The organism is Curtobacterium sp. MCLR17_055, assembly GCF_003234305.1.
Classification (GTDB): Bacteria; Actinomycetota; Actinomycetes; order Actinomycetales; family Microbacteriaceae; genus Curtobacterium; species Curtobacterium flaccumfaciens.
The window spans coordinates 20,909-36,462 of record NZ_QKSX01000008.1 but is presented as its reverse complement, the minus strand read 5'-3'; the positions used below and the strand labels follow the sequence as shown (position 1 = coordinate 36,462).

The window sequence follows — 15,554 nt, the reverse complement described above, 5'->3', positions numbered from 1 at the left end:
ATCTCCATAGACTCGACCGAGCATCACCCGTCGTCTGCAGGGGGACGTCGGGACGGCCTTCCCGGGGGAGACCCGAATGCTGCTCATCGCTGCGGCTCTGCTCACCGCCTCGGTGCACTCGCTCGGAGTGATCGAGGCCCCAGGCATGCCCCCGGCGCACCAGGTCACGGTCGCCAGCACCGCCACGACCCGCATCGTCCCGGTCGACGACGTGCTCTCGTCGGCGTCCGTGTCGGCGTCGGCATCCGTGTCGGCTCCCGTGGCGACGCCGGTGGCGGCAGCGGCGTCGTCGACGACCGCGGTGCGGGTGGACGACCTCGCCGCCGCACACGGACGAGCCTTCGTCGAGGACCTCGGTGCGCTCGGTGCCGCCGACCTGCGGAGCGCGGCCACCGACCGCGGCGTCGTGGCGACGGTGCAGGACGACCCGCCGCCCGCGCAGACCGTCGCGCAGTGGTGGTCGCACCTGCCCGCCGACGAGCAGGACCGACTCCTCGCGCACGCGCCCGCCCTGGTCGGGAACCTCGAGGGCGTGCCGTACGCCGTCCGTGACCGGGCGAACCGTGCGACGCTGACGTCCGGCCTCGCCGACGCCCACCTCGGTGCAGCCCGGGCCGCGATGCTCGGGCAGGTCCGGGACTCCCTGGTGCAGCAAGCCGGCGACCCGCGGCGCTTCCTGGTGGCGCTCGACACCCGGGGGTCCGGGCGTGCGGCGATCAGCATCGGCGACCTCGACACCGCGGCCGACGTCACCGTCGTGGTGCCGGGCATGTTCTTCACGGTCACCGGGCAGATGACCGACTTCACGAACACCGCCAACGACCTGTCCCGCGAGCAGGCCACCCTGGCGCCGCTCGCCGCCACGGGCAACGGGTCGGGAGCCGCCGTCGTCGCGTGGATGGGGTACCGGACGCCGGACCTGTCCAACATCCTGTCGCTCGGGCTCGCACGGACCGGGGCCGAGCGGCTCGAACGGACCGTCGCAGGGCTTCGCGTGATCCGGGCGGGCGACCAACCGCGCGTGAACATCGTCGCGCACTCGTACGGGTCGACCACGGCGATGACGGCCCTGGCGTCGGGGCGGATGGCCGCCGACACCCTGACCGTGCTCGGATCGCCGGGCAGCGACGTCCGGACGGCGGACGACCTCGCAGTCGCCACCGGGCAGGTCTTCGTCGGCGGTGCGCACAGCGATCCCATCGCGGGTTCCGGGTACTTCGGCACCGACCCGGGCGGGGCGTCGTTCGGGTCGACCGTGCTCGACCTCGCCGGGGGCGCCGACGCGCTGTCGGCCGGTGACGTGTTCCGGCGACCCGTGGGGCACAACGACTACCTCAAGCCGGGCACGGCATCGCTGCACGACGTCGCCCTGATCGGCATCGGACGCGGCGACCTGGTGCGCGAGCAGGTCCGACGCGGCAAGTCGGGTGGTGACGGCATCGTCGGCGCCTCGCCGGACATGTACCTCGTGCGCCCGCAGGACCTGCAGCCCCGTGACTGACGGGCCGTGACCGACGGGCGGTGGGCGGCCGGCCCTGACCGACCGGGCGGACCCGCCGGTCGTGGCGACGCGGTGGACGTGACCCGATCGTGACCGGCGGCCGACGTGGCGGAGCCGATGCGGGCCTCCCGGCCGGATCGGTGCGCCCGCGCGGATCGCGACGCGTCCTCGGAACCGCCTGGGTGGCAACCTGAGCGCGACCGCAGCCTGCACTCGTTCCAGGGCAGAACCAGTACAGCCCTGCTGCCTACGGTGCCGTCATGCGTGTGGTGCGATGGCCTGGTGCTCTCCTGATGTTCGTGGTGATGTCCGTGCTCGCCGGCATGCTCGTCGCCGTCGCGGTGACCCCGGCGGTCGCCGTCGCGGGTGAGGGGACGTCCGGGGCGGTCTCGTTCTTCGAGGACCTCCCGACCTACCTCGACGTGCAGACCCCGCAGCAGGTGTCGTCCGTGTACGCGGAGCAGGGCGGGAAGCAGGTCAAGATCGCCTCGTTCTACGCCGAGAACCGCACGAACGTGACGGCCGACCAGATGGCCGACTCGCTCAAGCAGGCGGCGATCGACACCGAGGACCCGCGCTACTACGACGAGGGCGGCATCGACGTGCTCGGGACGCTCCGCGGGGTCGCCGCGACCGTCGTCGGCGGGGACGTGCAGGGCGGCTCGAGCATCACGCAGCAGTACGTGAAGAACGTCCTGGTGCAGCAGTGCGAGGAGCTCACGGGCAAGGACCAGGCCGCCACCGAGAAGAAGGTCGAAGCCTGCTACGAGGACGCGGCCGGCGTCACGCCGCAGCGCAAGCTGCAGGAGATGCGGTACGCGATCGCGGTGAACAAGAAGTACTCGAAGGACGAGATCCTGACCGGGTACCTCAACATCGTCGGGCTCGGCGGGCGGGTCTACGGGGCCGAGGCCGGGGCCGAGTACTACTTCGGCGTGCACGCGAAGGACCTGTCGCTCGTGCAGTCGGCCACGCTCGTCGCGATCCTCAACAACCCGTCGAACCTGCGCATCGACGTGCCGAGCGACAAGGACAACGGCAAGGCCAACGGGTACGAGCTGACGAAGGAGCGCCGCGACTACGTGCTCCGCCGGATGCAGGCGCACGGGTCGATCACGAAGGCACAGATGACGAAGGCGATCGCGACGCCGGTCACGCCGAAGATCACCGAGACCGCCAACGGGTGCTCGACCGCCGCGACGCACCACGACGCCGGGTACTTCTGCGACTACGTCCGCGACCAGGTGCTGCAGGACCCCGCGTTCGGCAAGACCGCGGCGGCACGCATCGCCACGCTCGACACCAAGGGCCTGCAGATCCACACCTCGCTCGACCTCGACCTGCAGGGCCAGGCACAGTCCGCCCTGTCCACCTACGTGCCGGCCACGATGGCGGGCGTCGACGTCGGCGGCTCGAACGTCACCGTGGAACCCGGCACCGGCCGGATCATGTCGATGGTCCAGAACACCACGTACACGCAGGGGGACAACGCCGCGGCCGGGGCCACGGCGGTGAACTACAGTGCCGACTCCGGGTACGGCAACTCGGGCGGGTTCCAGACCGGCTCGACCTACAAGGTGTTCACCCTGGCCGAGTGGCTCGCCAGCGGGCACACCCTGTCCGACTCGGTCACCACCTCGGAGCACCAGTTCGCGAACGCCGAGTTCACCAACACCTGCCAGAACGTCGCGGGCGGCACCTGGAACGTCGCCAACGCCGAGAGCGTGCCGTCGTCGATGTCGGTCGAGGCGGCGACGGTCGAGTCGATCAACACGGCGTACGCCCAGATGGGCAAGCAGCTCGACCTGTGCAAGATCGCCCAGCTCGCGCAGTCGATGGGCATCCACCGCGCCGACGGCGGTGACCTGACGCAGACGCCGTCGTCGATCCTCGGCGTGAACGAGTTGTCGCCGATCGACCTGGCCGAGGCCTACGCGGGCTTCGCCAACGGCGGCATCGTGTGCACGCCCACCGCGATCGACTCGGTGACCGAGGCGGACGGCACGAAGATCACCCCGACGCCGTCGTCCTGCACGCAGGGCGTCTCCGCCGACGTCGCGGGCACGGTCGACTACGCGCTGCAGGGCGTGCTGTCCGGTTCGGGGACCGCCGCGAGCGCGAACCCCGGGGACAGCGTGGCGAAGTTCGCGAAGACCGGCACCACCGACGGCGACGTGCAGAACTGGCTGGTCGCGTCGTCGACGAAGTACACGAACGCCACCTGGGTCGGCAACGTGCAGGGGAGCGTGAGCCTGGCGAACTGGCCCTTCCTGCAGGGCACCACCGGGTACAGCGCGAAGTTCGGGGTCGGGAAGTCGATGATGGCGTACCTCGACCAGACCGTCGGCGGGGGAGCGCTGCCGGCGCCGAGCCAGGAGATGATCGGGCAGGCGAGCAAGTCGTCGTCTTCGTCTTCGTCGTCGTCTTCGTCTTCGTCGTCGTCTTCGTCGTCGTCTTCGTCCTCGTCCGGGCAGGGAACGGCGCAGGACGACCAGACCACGCCGACGGCTGCTCCGGCTGCGCCTGCCGCTCCGGCCGCACCCGCTGCCCCGGCTGCGCCGGCGCCCGCCGCGACGGTGGCCCCGGCGGCACCGGCTGCGAGGGGCCAGAACGGGAAGTGACCCGCTGACCCCCTGGAGGCCCGGTGCCGGTCCGGCGGACCGGCACCGGGCCTCCAGGGGGTTGTCCACAGCCGCGCCTGCGCGCCCGACGCAGCCAATAGACTGTGGGGCATTCCACGAACCGATCGACGGAGCACCATGCCTGACATCACGAGCGAGCAGGTCGCACACCTGGCGAACCTCGCACGTATCGCACTCACGCCCGACGAGATCGAGAAGCTGACCGGGGAGCTGTCGCACATCGTCGAGAGCGTCGCCAAGGTCGCCGAGGTCGCGACCGACGACGTCCCGGCGACGAGCCACCCCGTGCCGCTCGGCAACGTCACCCGACCCGACGTGGTCGGCACGACGCTGACGCAGGAGCAGGCGCTCTCCGGGGCGCCCGACTCCGACGGCGAACGGTTCCGCGTGACCGCCATCCTCGGCGAAGAACAGTAGGGCGAAGAACAGTGACTGACGACATCACGAAGCTGAGCGCCGCGGCGCTCGCCGACGCCCTCGTGGCGCGCGACGTCTCGAGCGTCGAGGCCACCCAGGCCCACCTCGACCGGATCGCCGCCGTCGACGGCGACGTGCACGCGTTCCTGCACGTCAACCAGAACGCCCTGGCGGTGGCGAAGTCGATCGACTCCCGCCGTGCCGCGGGCGACGACCTCGGGCCGCTCGCCGGTGTGCCGATCGCCGTCAAGGACGTCCTGTGCACGCAGGACATGCCCACGACCGCCGGGTCCAGGATCCTCGAGGGCTGGGTGCCGCCGTACGACGCCACCCCCGTCGCGAAGCTCCGCGCCGCCGGCCTCGTGCCGCTCGGCAAGACCAACATGGACGAGTTCGCGATGGGCTCGACCACCGAGTTCTCTGCCTACGGGCCGACCCGCAACCCGTGGGACCTCGACCGGATCCCCGGCGGCTCCGGCGGTGGCTCGGCCGCTGCGGTCGCCGCGCACGAAGCACCCTTCGCCCTCGGTTCGGACACGGGTGGCTCCATCCGTCAGCCGGGTGCGGTGACGGGCACGGTCGGTGTGAAGCCGACCTACGGCGGGGTGAGCCGTTACGGCGCCATCGCCCTGGCGTCCAGCCTCGACCAGATCGGCCCGGTGTCCCGCACCGTCCTCGACGCCGCGCTCCTGCACGACGTCATCGGCGGGCACGACCCGAAGGACTCCACGTCCATCCCGGACGCCTGGCCCTCGATGGCCGCGGCCGCACGCGAAGGGCTGCAGGCGGACACGCTCCGCGGCCTGCGCGTCGGCGTGGTGAAGGAACTCGCCGGGGGCGACGGGTTCCAGGCCGGTGTCACCCAGCGCTTCCAGGAGACGGTCGCGCTGCTCGAGTCGGCCGGTGCGGTCGTCGTCGAGATCGACGCCCCGTCGTTCGCGTACGCGATCAGCGCGTACTACCTGATCCTCCCGGCCGAGGCGTCGTCGAACCTCGCCAAGTTCGACTCGGTGCGCTTCGGCCTCCGGGTCACGCCCGAGAACGGTGCCACCGTCGAGGACGTCATGGCCGCCACGCGTGAAGCCGGCTTCGGCCCCGAGGTCAAGCGGCGCATCATCCTCGGCACCTACGCCCTGAGCGCCGGCTACTACGACGCCTACTACGGCTCGGCGCAGAAGGTCCGCACGCTCGTGCAGCGGGACTTCCAGGCCGCCTTCGAGCAGGTCGACCTGCTCGTCAGCCCGTCGGCCCCGACGACCGCGTTCCCGATCGGTGAGCGCATCGACGACCCGCTGGCGATGTACCTCAACGACCTCACGACGATCCCGGCGAACCTCGCCGGCGTCCCCGGCATGAGCATCCCGAACGGCCTCGCGCCCGAGGACGGCCTGCCCGTCGGCGTGCAGCTGATGGCGCCCCAGCGTGAGGACGCCCGGCTGTACCGCTACGGTGCCGCCCTCGAGCGTCTGCTCGAACAGCAGTGGGGCGCGCCGCTCATCGCGTCCGTCCCGGACCTCGACCAGAGTCAGCAGTCCGCTGCGCAGGAAGGTGTGATCTGATGGCGCAGAAGGACGCGCTGATGGACTTCGACGAGGCGCTCGAGCGCTACGAGCCGGTGCTCGGCTTCGAGGTCCACGTCGAACTCGCGACGAAGACCAAGATGTTCTCGGACGCCCCGAACTTCTTCGGCGGCGAACCCAACACGAACGTCACCCCGGTCGACCTCGGGCTGCCCGGGTCGCTGCCGGTCGTGAACGCACAGGCCGTGCGGTACTCGATCCAGCTCGGGCTCGCGCTCGGCTGCTCGATCGCCGAGTCCTCGCGGTTCGCCCGGAAGAACTACTTCTACCCGGACAACCCGAAGAACTACCAGGTCTCGCAGTACGACGAGCCCATCGCCTACGAGGGCGAGGTCGAGGTCGAGCTCGCCGACGGGACGATCTACAACATCCCGATCGAGCGCGCCCACATGGAAGAGGACGCCGGCAAGCTGACGCACGTCGGCGGTGCCACCGGCCGCATCCAGGGTGCCGAGTACTCGCTCGTCGACTACAACCGTGCCGGCGTGCCCCTGGTCGAGATCGTCACGAAGCCGATCTTCGGCGCCGAGCACCGTGCCCCCGAGCTCGGAGCCGCCTACGTGCAGGTCATCCGCGACCTCGTCCGGGCGCTCGGTGTCTCCGAGGCGCGCATGGAGCGCGGCAACCTGCGGTGCGACGCGAACATCTCGCTGCGCCCTCGCGGGCAGGAGAAGCTCGGCACCCGCACCGAGACCAAGAACGTCAACTCGTTCCGCGCCGTCGAGCGTGCGATCCGCTACGAGATCCAGCGCCAGGCCGCGATCCTCGCCGCCGGTGGCACGATCACGCAGGAGACCCGCCACTGGCACGAGGACACCGGTCGCACCTCGGCCGGTCGTCCGAAGTCGGACGCCGACGACTACCGGTACTTCCCGGAGCCCGACCTGCTGCCCGTCGTGCCGGACCCGGCCGTCATCGCGGAGCTCCGTGCCTCGCTGCCCGAGGCACCGGTCGCACGTCGCCGTCGTCTGAAGGGTGACTGGGGCTTCGCCGACCTGGAGTTCCAGGACGTCGTGAACGGCGGGCTGCTCGACGAGGTCGAGGGCACCGTCGCCGCCGGCGCCGCACCGCAGGCCGCCCGCAAGTGGTGGACCGGTGAGATCAGCCGCGTCGCCAACGCGCAGGACGCCGCTCCCGGTGACCTGGTGTCGCCGAAGCACGTCGCCGAGGTCATCGCGCTCGTCGAGTCCGGCGACCTGACCGACCGCCTGGCACGCCAGGTGCTCGAGGGCGTCATCGCGGGCGAGGGTTCGCCGGCGCAGGTCGTCGAGGCCCGTGGGCTCAAGGTCGTCTCGGACGACTCCGCCCTGACGGCCGCGGTCGACGAAGCACTCGCGGCGCAGCCCGACGTGCTGGCGAAGATCCAGGACGGCAAGGTCCAGGCGGCCGGCGCGATCATCGGTGCGGTCATGAAGGCCATGAAGGGCCAGGCCGACGCCGCCCGCGTGCGGGAACTCGTGCTGGAGCGCGCACAGCAGTCCTAGGCAGTTCCACCTCGGAGGGCACGGTACCGGTCGGTGCCGTGCCCTCCGTGCGTCCCGTCGCCGTGGGTCCCGTTGCCGTGTGCATCCTGGGGACGCGTCAGCGATCCGGTGACAGGATGAGTCGTGTCCGCAACGATCCGCGCCATCGGAACCGCCGTCCCCGAGACGACCCTCGACCAGCCCCGGGTGCGTGACCTGTTCTCCGCCCAACCCGACCTCGGGCGGCTCGGCAAACGGCTCGTCCCGGCCGCGTTCGACGGGTCGGCGGTCGACCAGCGGCACACCGTCCTCGAGGAACTCGACTCCGCGCGTGCCGGTGGGGCCTTCCGTGACGACGACGGCACCCTGCGCTCGCCGTCCACCGGCTCGCGGAACGACCGGTACCGCGAACTCGCCCCGCCGCTGTTCGTCGCGGCCGCCCGCGACGCCGTCGAACGTGCCGGCATCGCGCCGGAGGCCGTCACGCACCTGGTGACCGTGTCCTGCACCGGGTTCACGCAGCCTGGGCCCGACATCGACGTCGTCGAGCAGCTCGGGCTCCCCGGGGGCGTCTTCCGGCACCACATCGGCTTCATGGGTTGCTGCGCCGCGTTCCCCGCGCTCCGGATCGCCGCGGCGTTCGTCGACCAGGACCCGGACGCGGTCGTGCTCGTGGTCTGCGGTGAACTCTGCACCCTGCACGTCCGCGCCTCGAACGACCCCGACCAGATCGTCGCGAACAGCGTCTTCGGCGACGGTGCGGCCGCCGCGGTCGTCGCCCGGGACGGAGCCGGTCTGCGCTTCGACGACTTCACGACGGCCGTGGTGCCCGAGGGGGCGTCCGAGATGGCGTGGAACATCGGGGACGAGGGCTTCGAGATGGTCCTGTCCACCGCCGTGCCGAAGCTCGTCGGCCTGCACGTCCCGAGCGCCGTGCAACCGCTGCTCGACGGCGGGCCGGCGTCGGACGTGCCGGTGTGGGCGGTGCACCCGGGCGGCCGGGCCATCCTCGACCGCACGCAGGAGTCGCTCGGCCTGCCCGACAGCGCCATGGAGTCGAGCCGACGGGTGCTGCGGGAACACGGGAACATGTCGAGCGCCACCGTGCTCTTCGTGCTGCGCGACGCCGTCGACGCCGGTCTCGAGGACGGCAGTGCCGTCGTCGCGCTCGCCTTCGGCCCCGGCCTCACCGTCGAGAGCGCACGGCTCACCGCGGTGCGGACCGAGGCGTCGCCCGCGGCAGAACCCGCGGCAGAGCCCGTGGCGGAACCCGTGGCGGATCCCGCTGTCGCGCCCGCCCGCGTGCCCGTCGCGACCACGGGCACGGCGTGAGCCGTCAGGACGGCGGCACCACGGGCCTCCCGGCCGTCGACCTGCGCACCCGCGCGCTCGACCTGACCGAACTGATGGACGACCCGGACTGCGACCCGCGTGCGCTCGCGCGCACCTTCCGGCGCTTCGCCGTCGTGAACGCGCTCGTGAGCGGCTGGCGCGCGGCCTGGCGGTCCCACGTCGTGCCGGCCCTGCCCGCCAGCGGCCGCGGCCGGGTGCTCGACCTGGGGTGCGGCGGCGGCGACCTGGCCCGCTCGCTGGTGCGCTGGGCGGCGAGCGACGGATTCGACCTCGAGGTCGTCGGGGTCGACCCGGACGAACGTGCCATCGCCGCGGCACGGCGGTCGTCCCCGACCGGCGTGACGTTCCGGCAGCAGTCGAGCGGTGACCTGGTCGCGGCGGGTGAGCGGTTCGACGTCGTCGTGTCGAACCACGTGCTGCACCACCTGGGCGACGAGGAACGGCGGGGGTTCCTGGCCGACTCCGAACTGCTCGCGAGCGGGCGCAGCCTGCACTCGGACATCCGTCGGTCGCCGGCGGCCTACCGGGCGTACGCGCTGGCGTCACCGCTCGTGGCGGCGGGGACGTTCATCCGCGTCGACGGCCTGCGGTCGATCCGCCGGAGCTTCACCGTGCCCGAACTCCGCGACGTGCTGCCCGGCGGGTGGCGGGCCGAGGCAGCGGCGCCGCACCGGGTGCTGGCGATCCGCGACGCCTGAGCGGGCGGGCCGCCGGTTGTCGACGCGACCGGACGACGGACGGGAGGCCCGTGGCGACGCCGCCACGGGCCTCCCGTCCGTCTGCCGGTGCGTCCACGACGCGCGCCGCTACGGGCGCAGCAGCACCTTGATGGCCCGGCGCTCGTCCATCGCGCGGTAGGCCTCGGCGGCCTCGTCGAGCGGCAGCTCCAGGTCGAAGACGCGACCGGGGTCGATCGCGCCGGCCAGCACGTCGGGCAGCAGCTCCGGGATGTACTTCCGTGCCGGGGCCATGCCGCCCGCGATCGCGATGTTCGTGTCGAACAGGTAGCGCGTGCCGATGGTCGGCACCCCGTGCGGGACCCCGACGAAGCCGACGTTGCCACCGGGGCGCACCGAGTGCAGCGCCTGGTCCATGCTCTCCTCGGTGCCGACGGCCTCGACCCCGCAGTCGGCCAGGTCGCCGCCGAGCAGCGCGCGGACCGCCGCGACGCCCTCGTCGCCGCGCTCCGCCACGATGTCGGTGGCACCGAACTCGCGGGCGAGTGCCTGCCGGTCGGCGTGGCGGCTCATCGCGATGATGCGCTCCGCCCCGAGCCGCTTCGAGGCGAGCACGGCGGACAGGCCGACCGCGCCGTCGCCGACCACGACGACGGTCTTGCCGGGGCCGACCGCTGCCGACACGGCGGCGTGGTGACCGGTCGAGAAGACGTCGGACAGGGTGAGCAGCGACGGCACCAGGGCCGGGTCGACCGGGCCGGGGACCGCGACGAGCGTGGCGTCGGCGTCCGGGATCCGCACGTACTCGGCCTGTGCGCCACCGACGGGGTCGCCGTACGCGTCCGTGCTGCCGAACCCGGACAGGTGGTCGCAGCCGGTGGTCATGCCGTTGCGGCAGGCCTGGCAGGTGCCGTCGTTCATGGTGAAGGGGGAGATGACGAAGTCGCCCTCGTGCAGGCCGGTGACGTCGTCACCGACGGCGACGACCTCGCCGACGAGCTCGTGGCCGATCGGCCGGGGCTGCTTCGTCTCGGTGACGCCGCGGTAGGGCCAGAGGTCCGATCCGCAGACACAGGCCGCGAGGACCTTGACGACGACGTCCTTGCCGGACAGGAGCCCGGGTCGGTCGCGCTCCTCGACGCGGATGTCGTTCGGGGCGTGGATGATCGCTGCGCGCACGGGCGGGCCTTCCGTCGAGATGATGGGGAACCGGCGCGGTCGACGTCGTCCGGGCCGTCGTCGACAGTACCCTCGTGCGGGTGGACGACGACCGGTACGGCGGCGATGTGCTCTCGGGGGACTGGCGCTCGCGCGGGGTGAAGAAGGTGCGGCAGGTGCCGCTCGAACGGGACATGGTGCTCGAGGACCCGGACTCCGGGTGGGCCGGTGCCGTGGTGGGGCTCGAGGCGGGCAACATCGCGCTCGAGGACTGGAAGGGCCGCACGCGCTCCTTCCCCTTCACCGGGCAGTTCCTGCTCGAGGGTGAGCTGGTGACGCTGGGGCGGCCGTCGGCGCCGGTCGGGCGGTCGGCCGCAGCCGCTGCCGGCTCGCCGGGTTCGCTGGGTTCCGTTCACTCGGACTGGAGGCCCGGGGGCACGCCCGCCGTGCGGCAGGCGTCCGACGGTGGTCGCCTCCGCACCGCGTCCGGATCGTTCGCCGTGGAGTCGCAGCGAGCTCGGGTTGCGCTGCCGAGCCGCATCATGGTCGAGGGCAAGCACGACGCGGAACTCGTCGAGAAGGTCTGGGGTGCCGACCTGCGCGTCGAGGGCGTCGTGGTCGAGGAACTCTCCGGCGTCGACAACCTGGCCGCGGTGCTCGACGAGTTCCAGCCGACGCGGGAGCGCCGGGTCGGGGTCCTGGTCGACCACCTGGTGCCCGGGTCGAAGGAGTCCCGCTTCGCCAACGCGGTGATGCGCGGCAAGTGGGGCGCACACGTGCTCGTCGTCGGGCACCCGTTCGTCGACGTCTGGCAGTCGGTCAAGCCGGCGCGGGTCGGGCTGCGGGCGTGGCCGACGATCCCGCGCTCGATCGAGTGGAAGGCGGGCATCTGCCAGGCACTCGGCTGGCCGCACGCCGAGCAGGCCGACATCGCCCGGGCATGGCAGCGGATCCTCGGGCAGGTGCGCACCTTCGCCGACCTCGAGCCGGAGCTGCTCGGCCGTGTCGAGGAGCTGATCGACTTCGTGACGGAACCACAGGGCTGAGAACCGGCGGATTGCCCGGCCGGCGCGGTGTGCCGGGGGTGATCCGCGCCTCCAGGCCTACTGTTGAGGGATGGACGGCATCGACGGTCGCGTGCGGGGCGCGGTCGACCTGTGGCTGCGCTGGCTGCCACGCTGGCAGATCGGGACCGCCCGCCCGCGCACGCGCATCTGCCGGAAGTGCACCGGGTCCCCGATCGCCGCGGCCGCGGGGTTCGGACCCGACGTGCCGCACGCCGTCCAGCACGCGCTGATCGGGCGGATCTCGACGATCGTCGAGGACGCCGTCGACGACTACACGGCGAAGAACCTGCCGCTGCTGCAGCGCGAACTCGAGCGGGCGGCGGCGCGGAAGCGGCATGCCGGGTACCAGCCGGCCGAGGGGTTGTCGCCGGAGTTCCAGGGCCTCGACGTGGACCCCGAGCCGTCGCCGGGATCGCCGTTCCTGTTCACCCTCGGCGAGCTGGCCGGCACCGGTGCGGGGGAGCAGACGCCGCGCGAGCCGCTGTCCGACGAGGCGAAGGCCGCGCTCCGGCACGAGATCGCGCTGTCCGACGAGTGTGCGCGGTCGACCGGCACCGCGGTGTGCCTGGCGCTCATCGACCACCGGCCGCGGATCGCCGAGGCCGTGGAACGCCTGGTGGAGCCGCAGATCGAGGCGCTGGTGTCGGACATGTTCCGCGGGTTCGACGGGCCGGAGGACGGGCCGCGCAGCGGGCTGTTCTAGGTGCGGGCGCGGGTGCGCGTGCGCGGCTGCGGGTGGCTGCGGCCGTGGGCCGAAGCCGCACGGTGCTGTCTGTGTCGGCCCGTGCGAGGTTGTCCGCTCGGTGCACGCTTGTAGCGCCGCACCGAGCCACCACGGTGGTACTGCTTGACGAACCTCGCACCGTGCGTGCTTCTCGAGCCTCGCACCGCAACACGAACCGTGCGCGGTTTGAGCGACCTCGCACCGTGCGCCAGGCCCGGAGCCTGCACGGGTCGAGTCGACGCGCACCGTGCGAGGTCGGCGGGTCGGGGGATCGGCGTCAGCGGGGGAGCAGGGTGCGGCCGGGGATCACGGTGCCGCGCAGTGAGCGGTGCTCGACCGGGCGCGTGGGGTCGTCGATGCGGCCGATGACCAGGTCGATGGCCTCGCGGCCGATGCGCTCGATCGGTTGCTCGAGGGTCGTGAAGCCGATCCAGTCGCTCGCCAGCGGGTAGACGCCGTCGAACCCGGTGACGGAGAGGTCGCGCGGGACCTCCACACCGCGGCGGGCCAGCGCCTCGCACACGTCGAGCATGAGCCGGTCGGTCGGGCACATCACCGCGGTCACGCCCGACTCCTGCACGGCGTCCACCAGGTCGGCGGCGAGGTCGTCGGGTGGCCGCACGAAGCTCGCGTCGATGTCGATCACCCGGATGCCACGTGCTCGGAGTCGCTCGAGCATCGCCGACGACCGCGCGTGCTGCGTGATCGCGTTGTCGAGCGGGACGGTGAACACCACGGCGGTGGTGTGGCCGGCATCGGCGACGGCGTCCGCGATGGAGGCCCCACCGTCGACCTCGTCGCAGTAGACGCTCGAGAGCGCCGGGTGCAGCTCGGGCCGACCCGCGACGACGGTGGCGATGCGGGGCGCGAACTCGGCGATGTCGGCGGACGGCATCAGGCCGCTGCACACGACGAGCCCGTCGACGCGCATGGACACGAGTGCGGCGAGGGCGGACTTCTCGTCCTCGACCCGACCGACGCCCGTCGTGGTGACGACGCGGTAGCCGAGCTCCGATGCGCGGCGCTCCATCACGGCGTGCAGTGCGGTGTAGACCATCGACGATGCATCCCGGACGAGCATCCCGATCGTGTTCGTGCGACCGCTGACCAGCCCGCGAGCCATCGCGTTCGCGACGTACCCGAGCTCGGCTGCCGCTCGTTCGACGCGTTCGCGGGTCTCGTCCGAGAACCGTCCGGTCCCGGAGAGCACGCGGCTCACCGCCGACTTCGAGACCCCCGCACGTGCGGCGACGTCGAGGATCGTCGGTTGGGAACCGCGGCTGCCGTTCACGCGTCGGACGCTGCGGCGTCCCGTCCCGACCGCGACGCGGTGAACCGGATCACACCGCGGGCGATCGCACGCCAGCCGAGCAGGAACACCCCGAGCACGATGGTCGCGACGATGACGAACGAGATCGGCAGCGGGTTGCCGTCGACGTCCCCCTGCCCGGTGGCGACGCGGATGGCCAGACCGACGAAGACCGTGAGGACCCAGACCACGACACCGGTCGGCCAGAAGCGCAGCGGTCGAGCCCAGGCACCGCTCGTCACGTACCCGATCGCCCAACCGGCCAGGAACGGGTAGGCGGTGGTCCAGAGCGCGAGTGCCGTGTTGGCCTCACCGTGCGACGAGCGCCCGATGAGCGCGAAGACGACGATGAGGACGACGTCGATGACGGCTGCGAGCCAACCCCAGGTGCGTGCGTTCACCCGCTCATTCTCGCAGGCCCCCGGGCTGCCCGCTCATTCCTCCACAAGGTGGTCGACGGGGCTGGTCCTCCACAGCACTCCCATGCGGTGCTGCTCTGAAGGCGGAGGATCCGGAGCATCACGAGTATGTCGATGAACCTCAAGCTCGCACCGGTCCCCGAAGTCCTCACCTTCCGAACGTCCGCCCAGCGCCCCGACGAGTCCGATGTCATCAGACGTCGGGCCGCTGCGGGGGAGCTCACACGGGTAGCACGCGGACTGTACGCGGAGTCCGCGGGATGGGCCGCACTCCGCCCCAGCGAGCAGCACCACGTTCGGCTGCGCTCGTTCGCCGACCGGATCCGCCCCGGAGACCTGATCTCACACGTCTCGGCCGCCGTCGTCTTCGGTGTGCCCCTGCTCACCCCACCACCGACACGGATCCACGTGACCTCACGCGGTGCCGACCGGCGCACCACGAACGCGACCTTCGTGGTGCATGCCGACCTCGACGCCGAACGGAACGAGCGTCCGGTCGCCACGCCCGACGGGTTGCTGGTGTGTGGACTCGATCGGCTGGCGACTGATCTCGCACTCACGCTGCCGTTCACCGACGCAGTCGTGTCCCTCGATGCGCTCCTCCGTCGCGAGGTCGAGCGCGAAGACGTCCGGTCGGCGATCGAGCGGCGCGGGCAGAAGGGACGACGTCGGGCGCTCCGGGCGATCGGGTTCGCCGATCCCGCATCGGACTCACCGGGGGAGTCGTACGCACGAGCGCGGTTCGACCAGTTCGGGACACCGCCGCCGGTCCTCCAGCACCGCTTCCGAGCGCCCGGCGAGCCGGACATCGTCGTGGACTTCTGGTTCCCGGACGCCGGGGTCGTGGTCGAGTTCGACGGAGCCGTGAAGTACCGGAGCAGTGCGTACCTGCGGGGACGGACGCCGGAGGAAGCGCTGTTCGACGAGAAGATCCGAGAAGACCGACTCCGCGCGTTCCCCGAGGTACGAACCGTGGTGCGGCTCACCTGGTCGGACCTGCGCAACGAGTGGGTCCTCCGCGCGAAGCTCCGCCAGGCCGGAGTCCGCATGTCGCGCTGAGGGGCTTCAGCCACGCACCGTGCGAGATTGTTCGGCCTCTTGCCGGTGCGCACGGTGCGCGGTTCGTCGCCCAGGGCCGACCTGGCTGCTCGGTGCGGGGTCGTCGGCAGCGAACGGGGCTGCGCACGGTGCATCCTTCGCCGGTCTGGGGCGAGCAGACCGCTCCGTGCAGGGTTGTAGCCGGG

At 71.9% G+C, this 15,554-nt stretch carries 13 protein-coding genes; 10 read left to right on the top strand and 3 right to left on the bottom strand.

All coding sequences use genetic code 11. The annotated features are described in order from the left end of the window. The first annotated feature begins 76 nt into the window (after positions 1-76). The 7 genes from DEJ09_RS08560 (at position 77) to DEJ09_RS08530 (ending at position 9,654) form a co-directional block, all read left to right on the top strand. Positions 77-1,501: an alpha/beta hydrolase gene (locus DEJ09_RS08560; protein ID WP_111088196.1), complete on the top strand. Its 1,425-nt coding sequence runs from the start codon at positions 77-79 to the stop codon at positions 1,499-1,501. A 260-nt stretch (positions 1,502-1,761) separates the two neighbouring features. Further along, entirely contained in the window at positions 1,762-4,122 is a 2,361-nt protein-coding gene (locus DEJ09_RS08555; protein ID WP_111088195.1) for a transglycosylase domain-containing protein, read from the top strand. 138 nt (positions 4,123-4,260) lie between these two features. Then, the gene (gatC, locus tag DEJ09_RS08550) at positions 4,261-4,560 is read left to right on the top strand and encodes an Asp-tRNA(Asn)/Glu-tRNA(Gln) amidotransferase subunit GatC (RefSeq protein WP_017887005.1); all 300 of its coding nucleotides are present in this window, start codon (positions 4,261-4,263) and stop codon (positions 4,558-4,560) included. A gap of 11 nt (positions 4,561-4,571) precedes the next feature. Then, the gene (gene gatA, locus DEJ09_RS08545) at positions 4,572-6,119 is read left to right on the top strand and encodes an Asp-tRNA(Asn)/Glu-tRNA(Gln) amidotransferase subunit GatA (protein ID WP_027464607.1); all 1,548 of its coding nucleotides are present in this window, start codon (positions 4,572-4,574) and stop codon (positions 6,117-6,119) included. Next, the gene (gatB, locus tag DEJ09_RS08540) at positions 6,119-7,624 is read left to right on the top strand and encodes an Asp-tRNA(Asn)/Glu-tRNA(Gln) amidotransferase subunit GatB (RefSeq protein WP_035807593.1); all 1,506 of its coding nucleotides are present in this window, start codon (positions 6,119-6,121) and stop codon (positions 7,622-7,624) included. Before gatA ends, gatB begins: the two co-directional genes overlap by 1 nt. Before the next feature lie 123 nt (positions 7,625-7,747). Continuing rightward, complete coding sequence (locus DEJ09_RS08535; RefSeq protein ID WP_111088194.1) at positions 7,748-8,935, top strand: type III polyketide synthase; 1,188 nt, start codon at positions 7,748-7,750, stop codon at positions 8,933-8,935. Beyond that, entirely contained in the window at positions 8,932-9,654 is a 723-nt protein-coding gene (locus tag DEJ09_RS08530; protein WP_111038782.1) for a methyltransferase domain-containing protein, read from the top strand. Before DEJ09_RS08535 ends, DEJ09_RS08530 begins: the two co-directional genes overlap by 4 nt. 108 nt (positions 9,655-9,762) lie before the next feature. Here DEJ09_RS08530 and DEJ09_RS08525 read toward each other — a convergent pair whose 3' ends face one another. Continuing rightward, positions 9,763-10,812: a zinc-dependent alcohol dehydrogenase family protein gene (locus tag DEJ09_RS08525; RefSeq protein WP_111088193.1), complete on the bottom strand. Its 1,050-nt coding sequence runs from the start codon at positions 10,810-10,812 to the stop codon at positions 9,763-9,765. Positions 10,813-10,892: 80 nt separating this feature from the next. On the opposite strand from DEJ09_RS08525, the gene DEJ09_RS08520 reads away from it, so the two are divergent. Together DEJ09_RS08520 and DEJ09_RS08515 are read left to right on the top strand one after the other, a co-directional pair. Then, positions 10,893-11,837 carry a DUF3097 domain-containing protein gene (locus tag DEJ09_RS08520; RefSeq protein ID WP_111088192.1) on the top strand — a complete coding sequence of 315 codons (945 nt, stop codon included), beginning with the start codon at positions 10,893-10,895 and terminating at the stop codon, positions 11,835-11,837. A gap of 70 nt (positions 11,838-11,907) precedes the next feature. Then, on the top strand, positions 11,908-12,561 hold the full coding sequence (locus tag DEJ09_RS08515; protein ID WP_017886998.1) for a hypothetical protein: 654 nt from the start codon (positions 11,908-11,910) through the stop codon (positions 12,559-12,561). Between the two features lie 298 nt (positions 12,562-12,859). Here DEJ09_RS08515 and DEJ09_RS08510 read toward each other — a convergent pair whose 3' ends face one another. Both DEJ09_RS08510 and DEJ09_RS08505 read right to left on the bottom strand, forming a co-directional pair. Then, positions 12,860-13,873 (bottom strand): LacI family DNA-binding transcriptional regulator, encoded by a 1,014-nt coding sequence (locus DEJ09_RS08510; protein ID WP_111022654.1) that lies wholly within the window; start codon positions 13,871-13,873, stop codon positions 12,860-12,862. After that, positions 13,870-14,292, bottom strand: a complete 423-nt coding sequence (locus DEJ09_RS08505; protein WP_111088191.1) for a DUF3054 domain-containing protein — start codon at positions 14,290-14,292, stop codon at positions 13,870-13,872. The genes DEJ09_RS08510 and DEJ09_RS08505 overlap by 4 nt, the downstream gene beginning before the upstream one ends. A gap of 126 nt (positions 14,293-14,418) precedes the next feature. Here DEJ09_RS08505 and DEJ09_RS08500 point away from each other — a divergent pair, with 126 nt between their 5' ends. Then, on the top strand, positions 14,419-15,369 hold the full coding sequence (locus DEJ09_RS08500; RefSeq protein ID WP_111088190.1) for a hypothetical protein: 951 nt from the start codon (positions 14,419-14,421) through the stop codon (positions 15,367-15,369). Positions 15,370-15,554: the final 185 nt, after the last annotated feature.

Coding starts and splice junctions, on each gene's coding strand:
- DEJ09_RS08515 (WP_017886998.1), top strand. CDS start 11,908: ATGGACGGCATCGACGGTCGCGTGCGGGGCGCGGTCGACCTGTGGCTG.
- gatC (WP_017887005.1), top strand. CDS start 4,261: ATGCCTGACATCACGAGCGAGCAGGTCGCACACCTGGCGAACCTCGCA.
- DEJ09_RS08500 (WP_111088190.1), top strand. CDS start 14,419: ATGTCGATGAACCTCAAGCTCGCACCGGTCCCCGAAGTCCTCACCTTC.
- DEJ09_RS08555 (WP_111088195.1), top strand. CDS start 1,762: ATGCGTGTGGTGCGATGGCCTGGTGCTCTCCTGATGTTCGTGGTGATG.
- gatB (WP_035807593.1), top strand. CDS start 6,119: ATGGCGCAGAAGGACGCGCTGATGGACTTCGACGAGGCGCTCGAGCGC.
- DEJ09_RS08560 (WP_111088196.1), top strand. CDS start 77: ATGCTGCTCATCGCTGCGGCTCTGCTCACCGCCTCGGTGCACTCGCTC.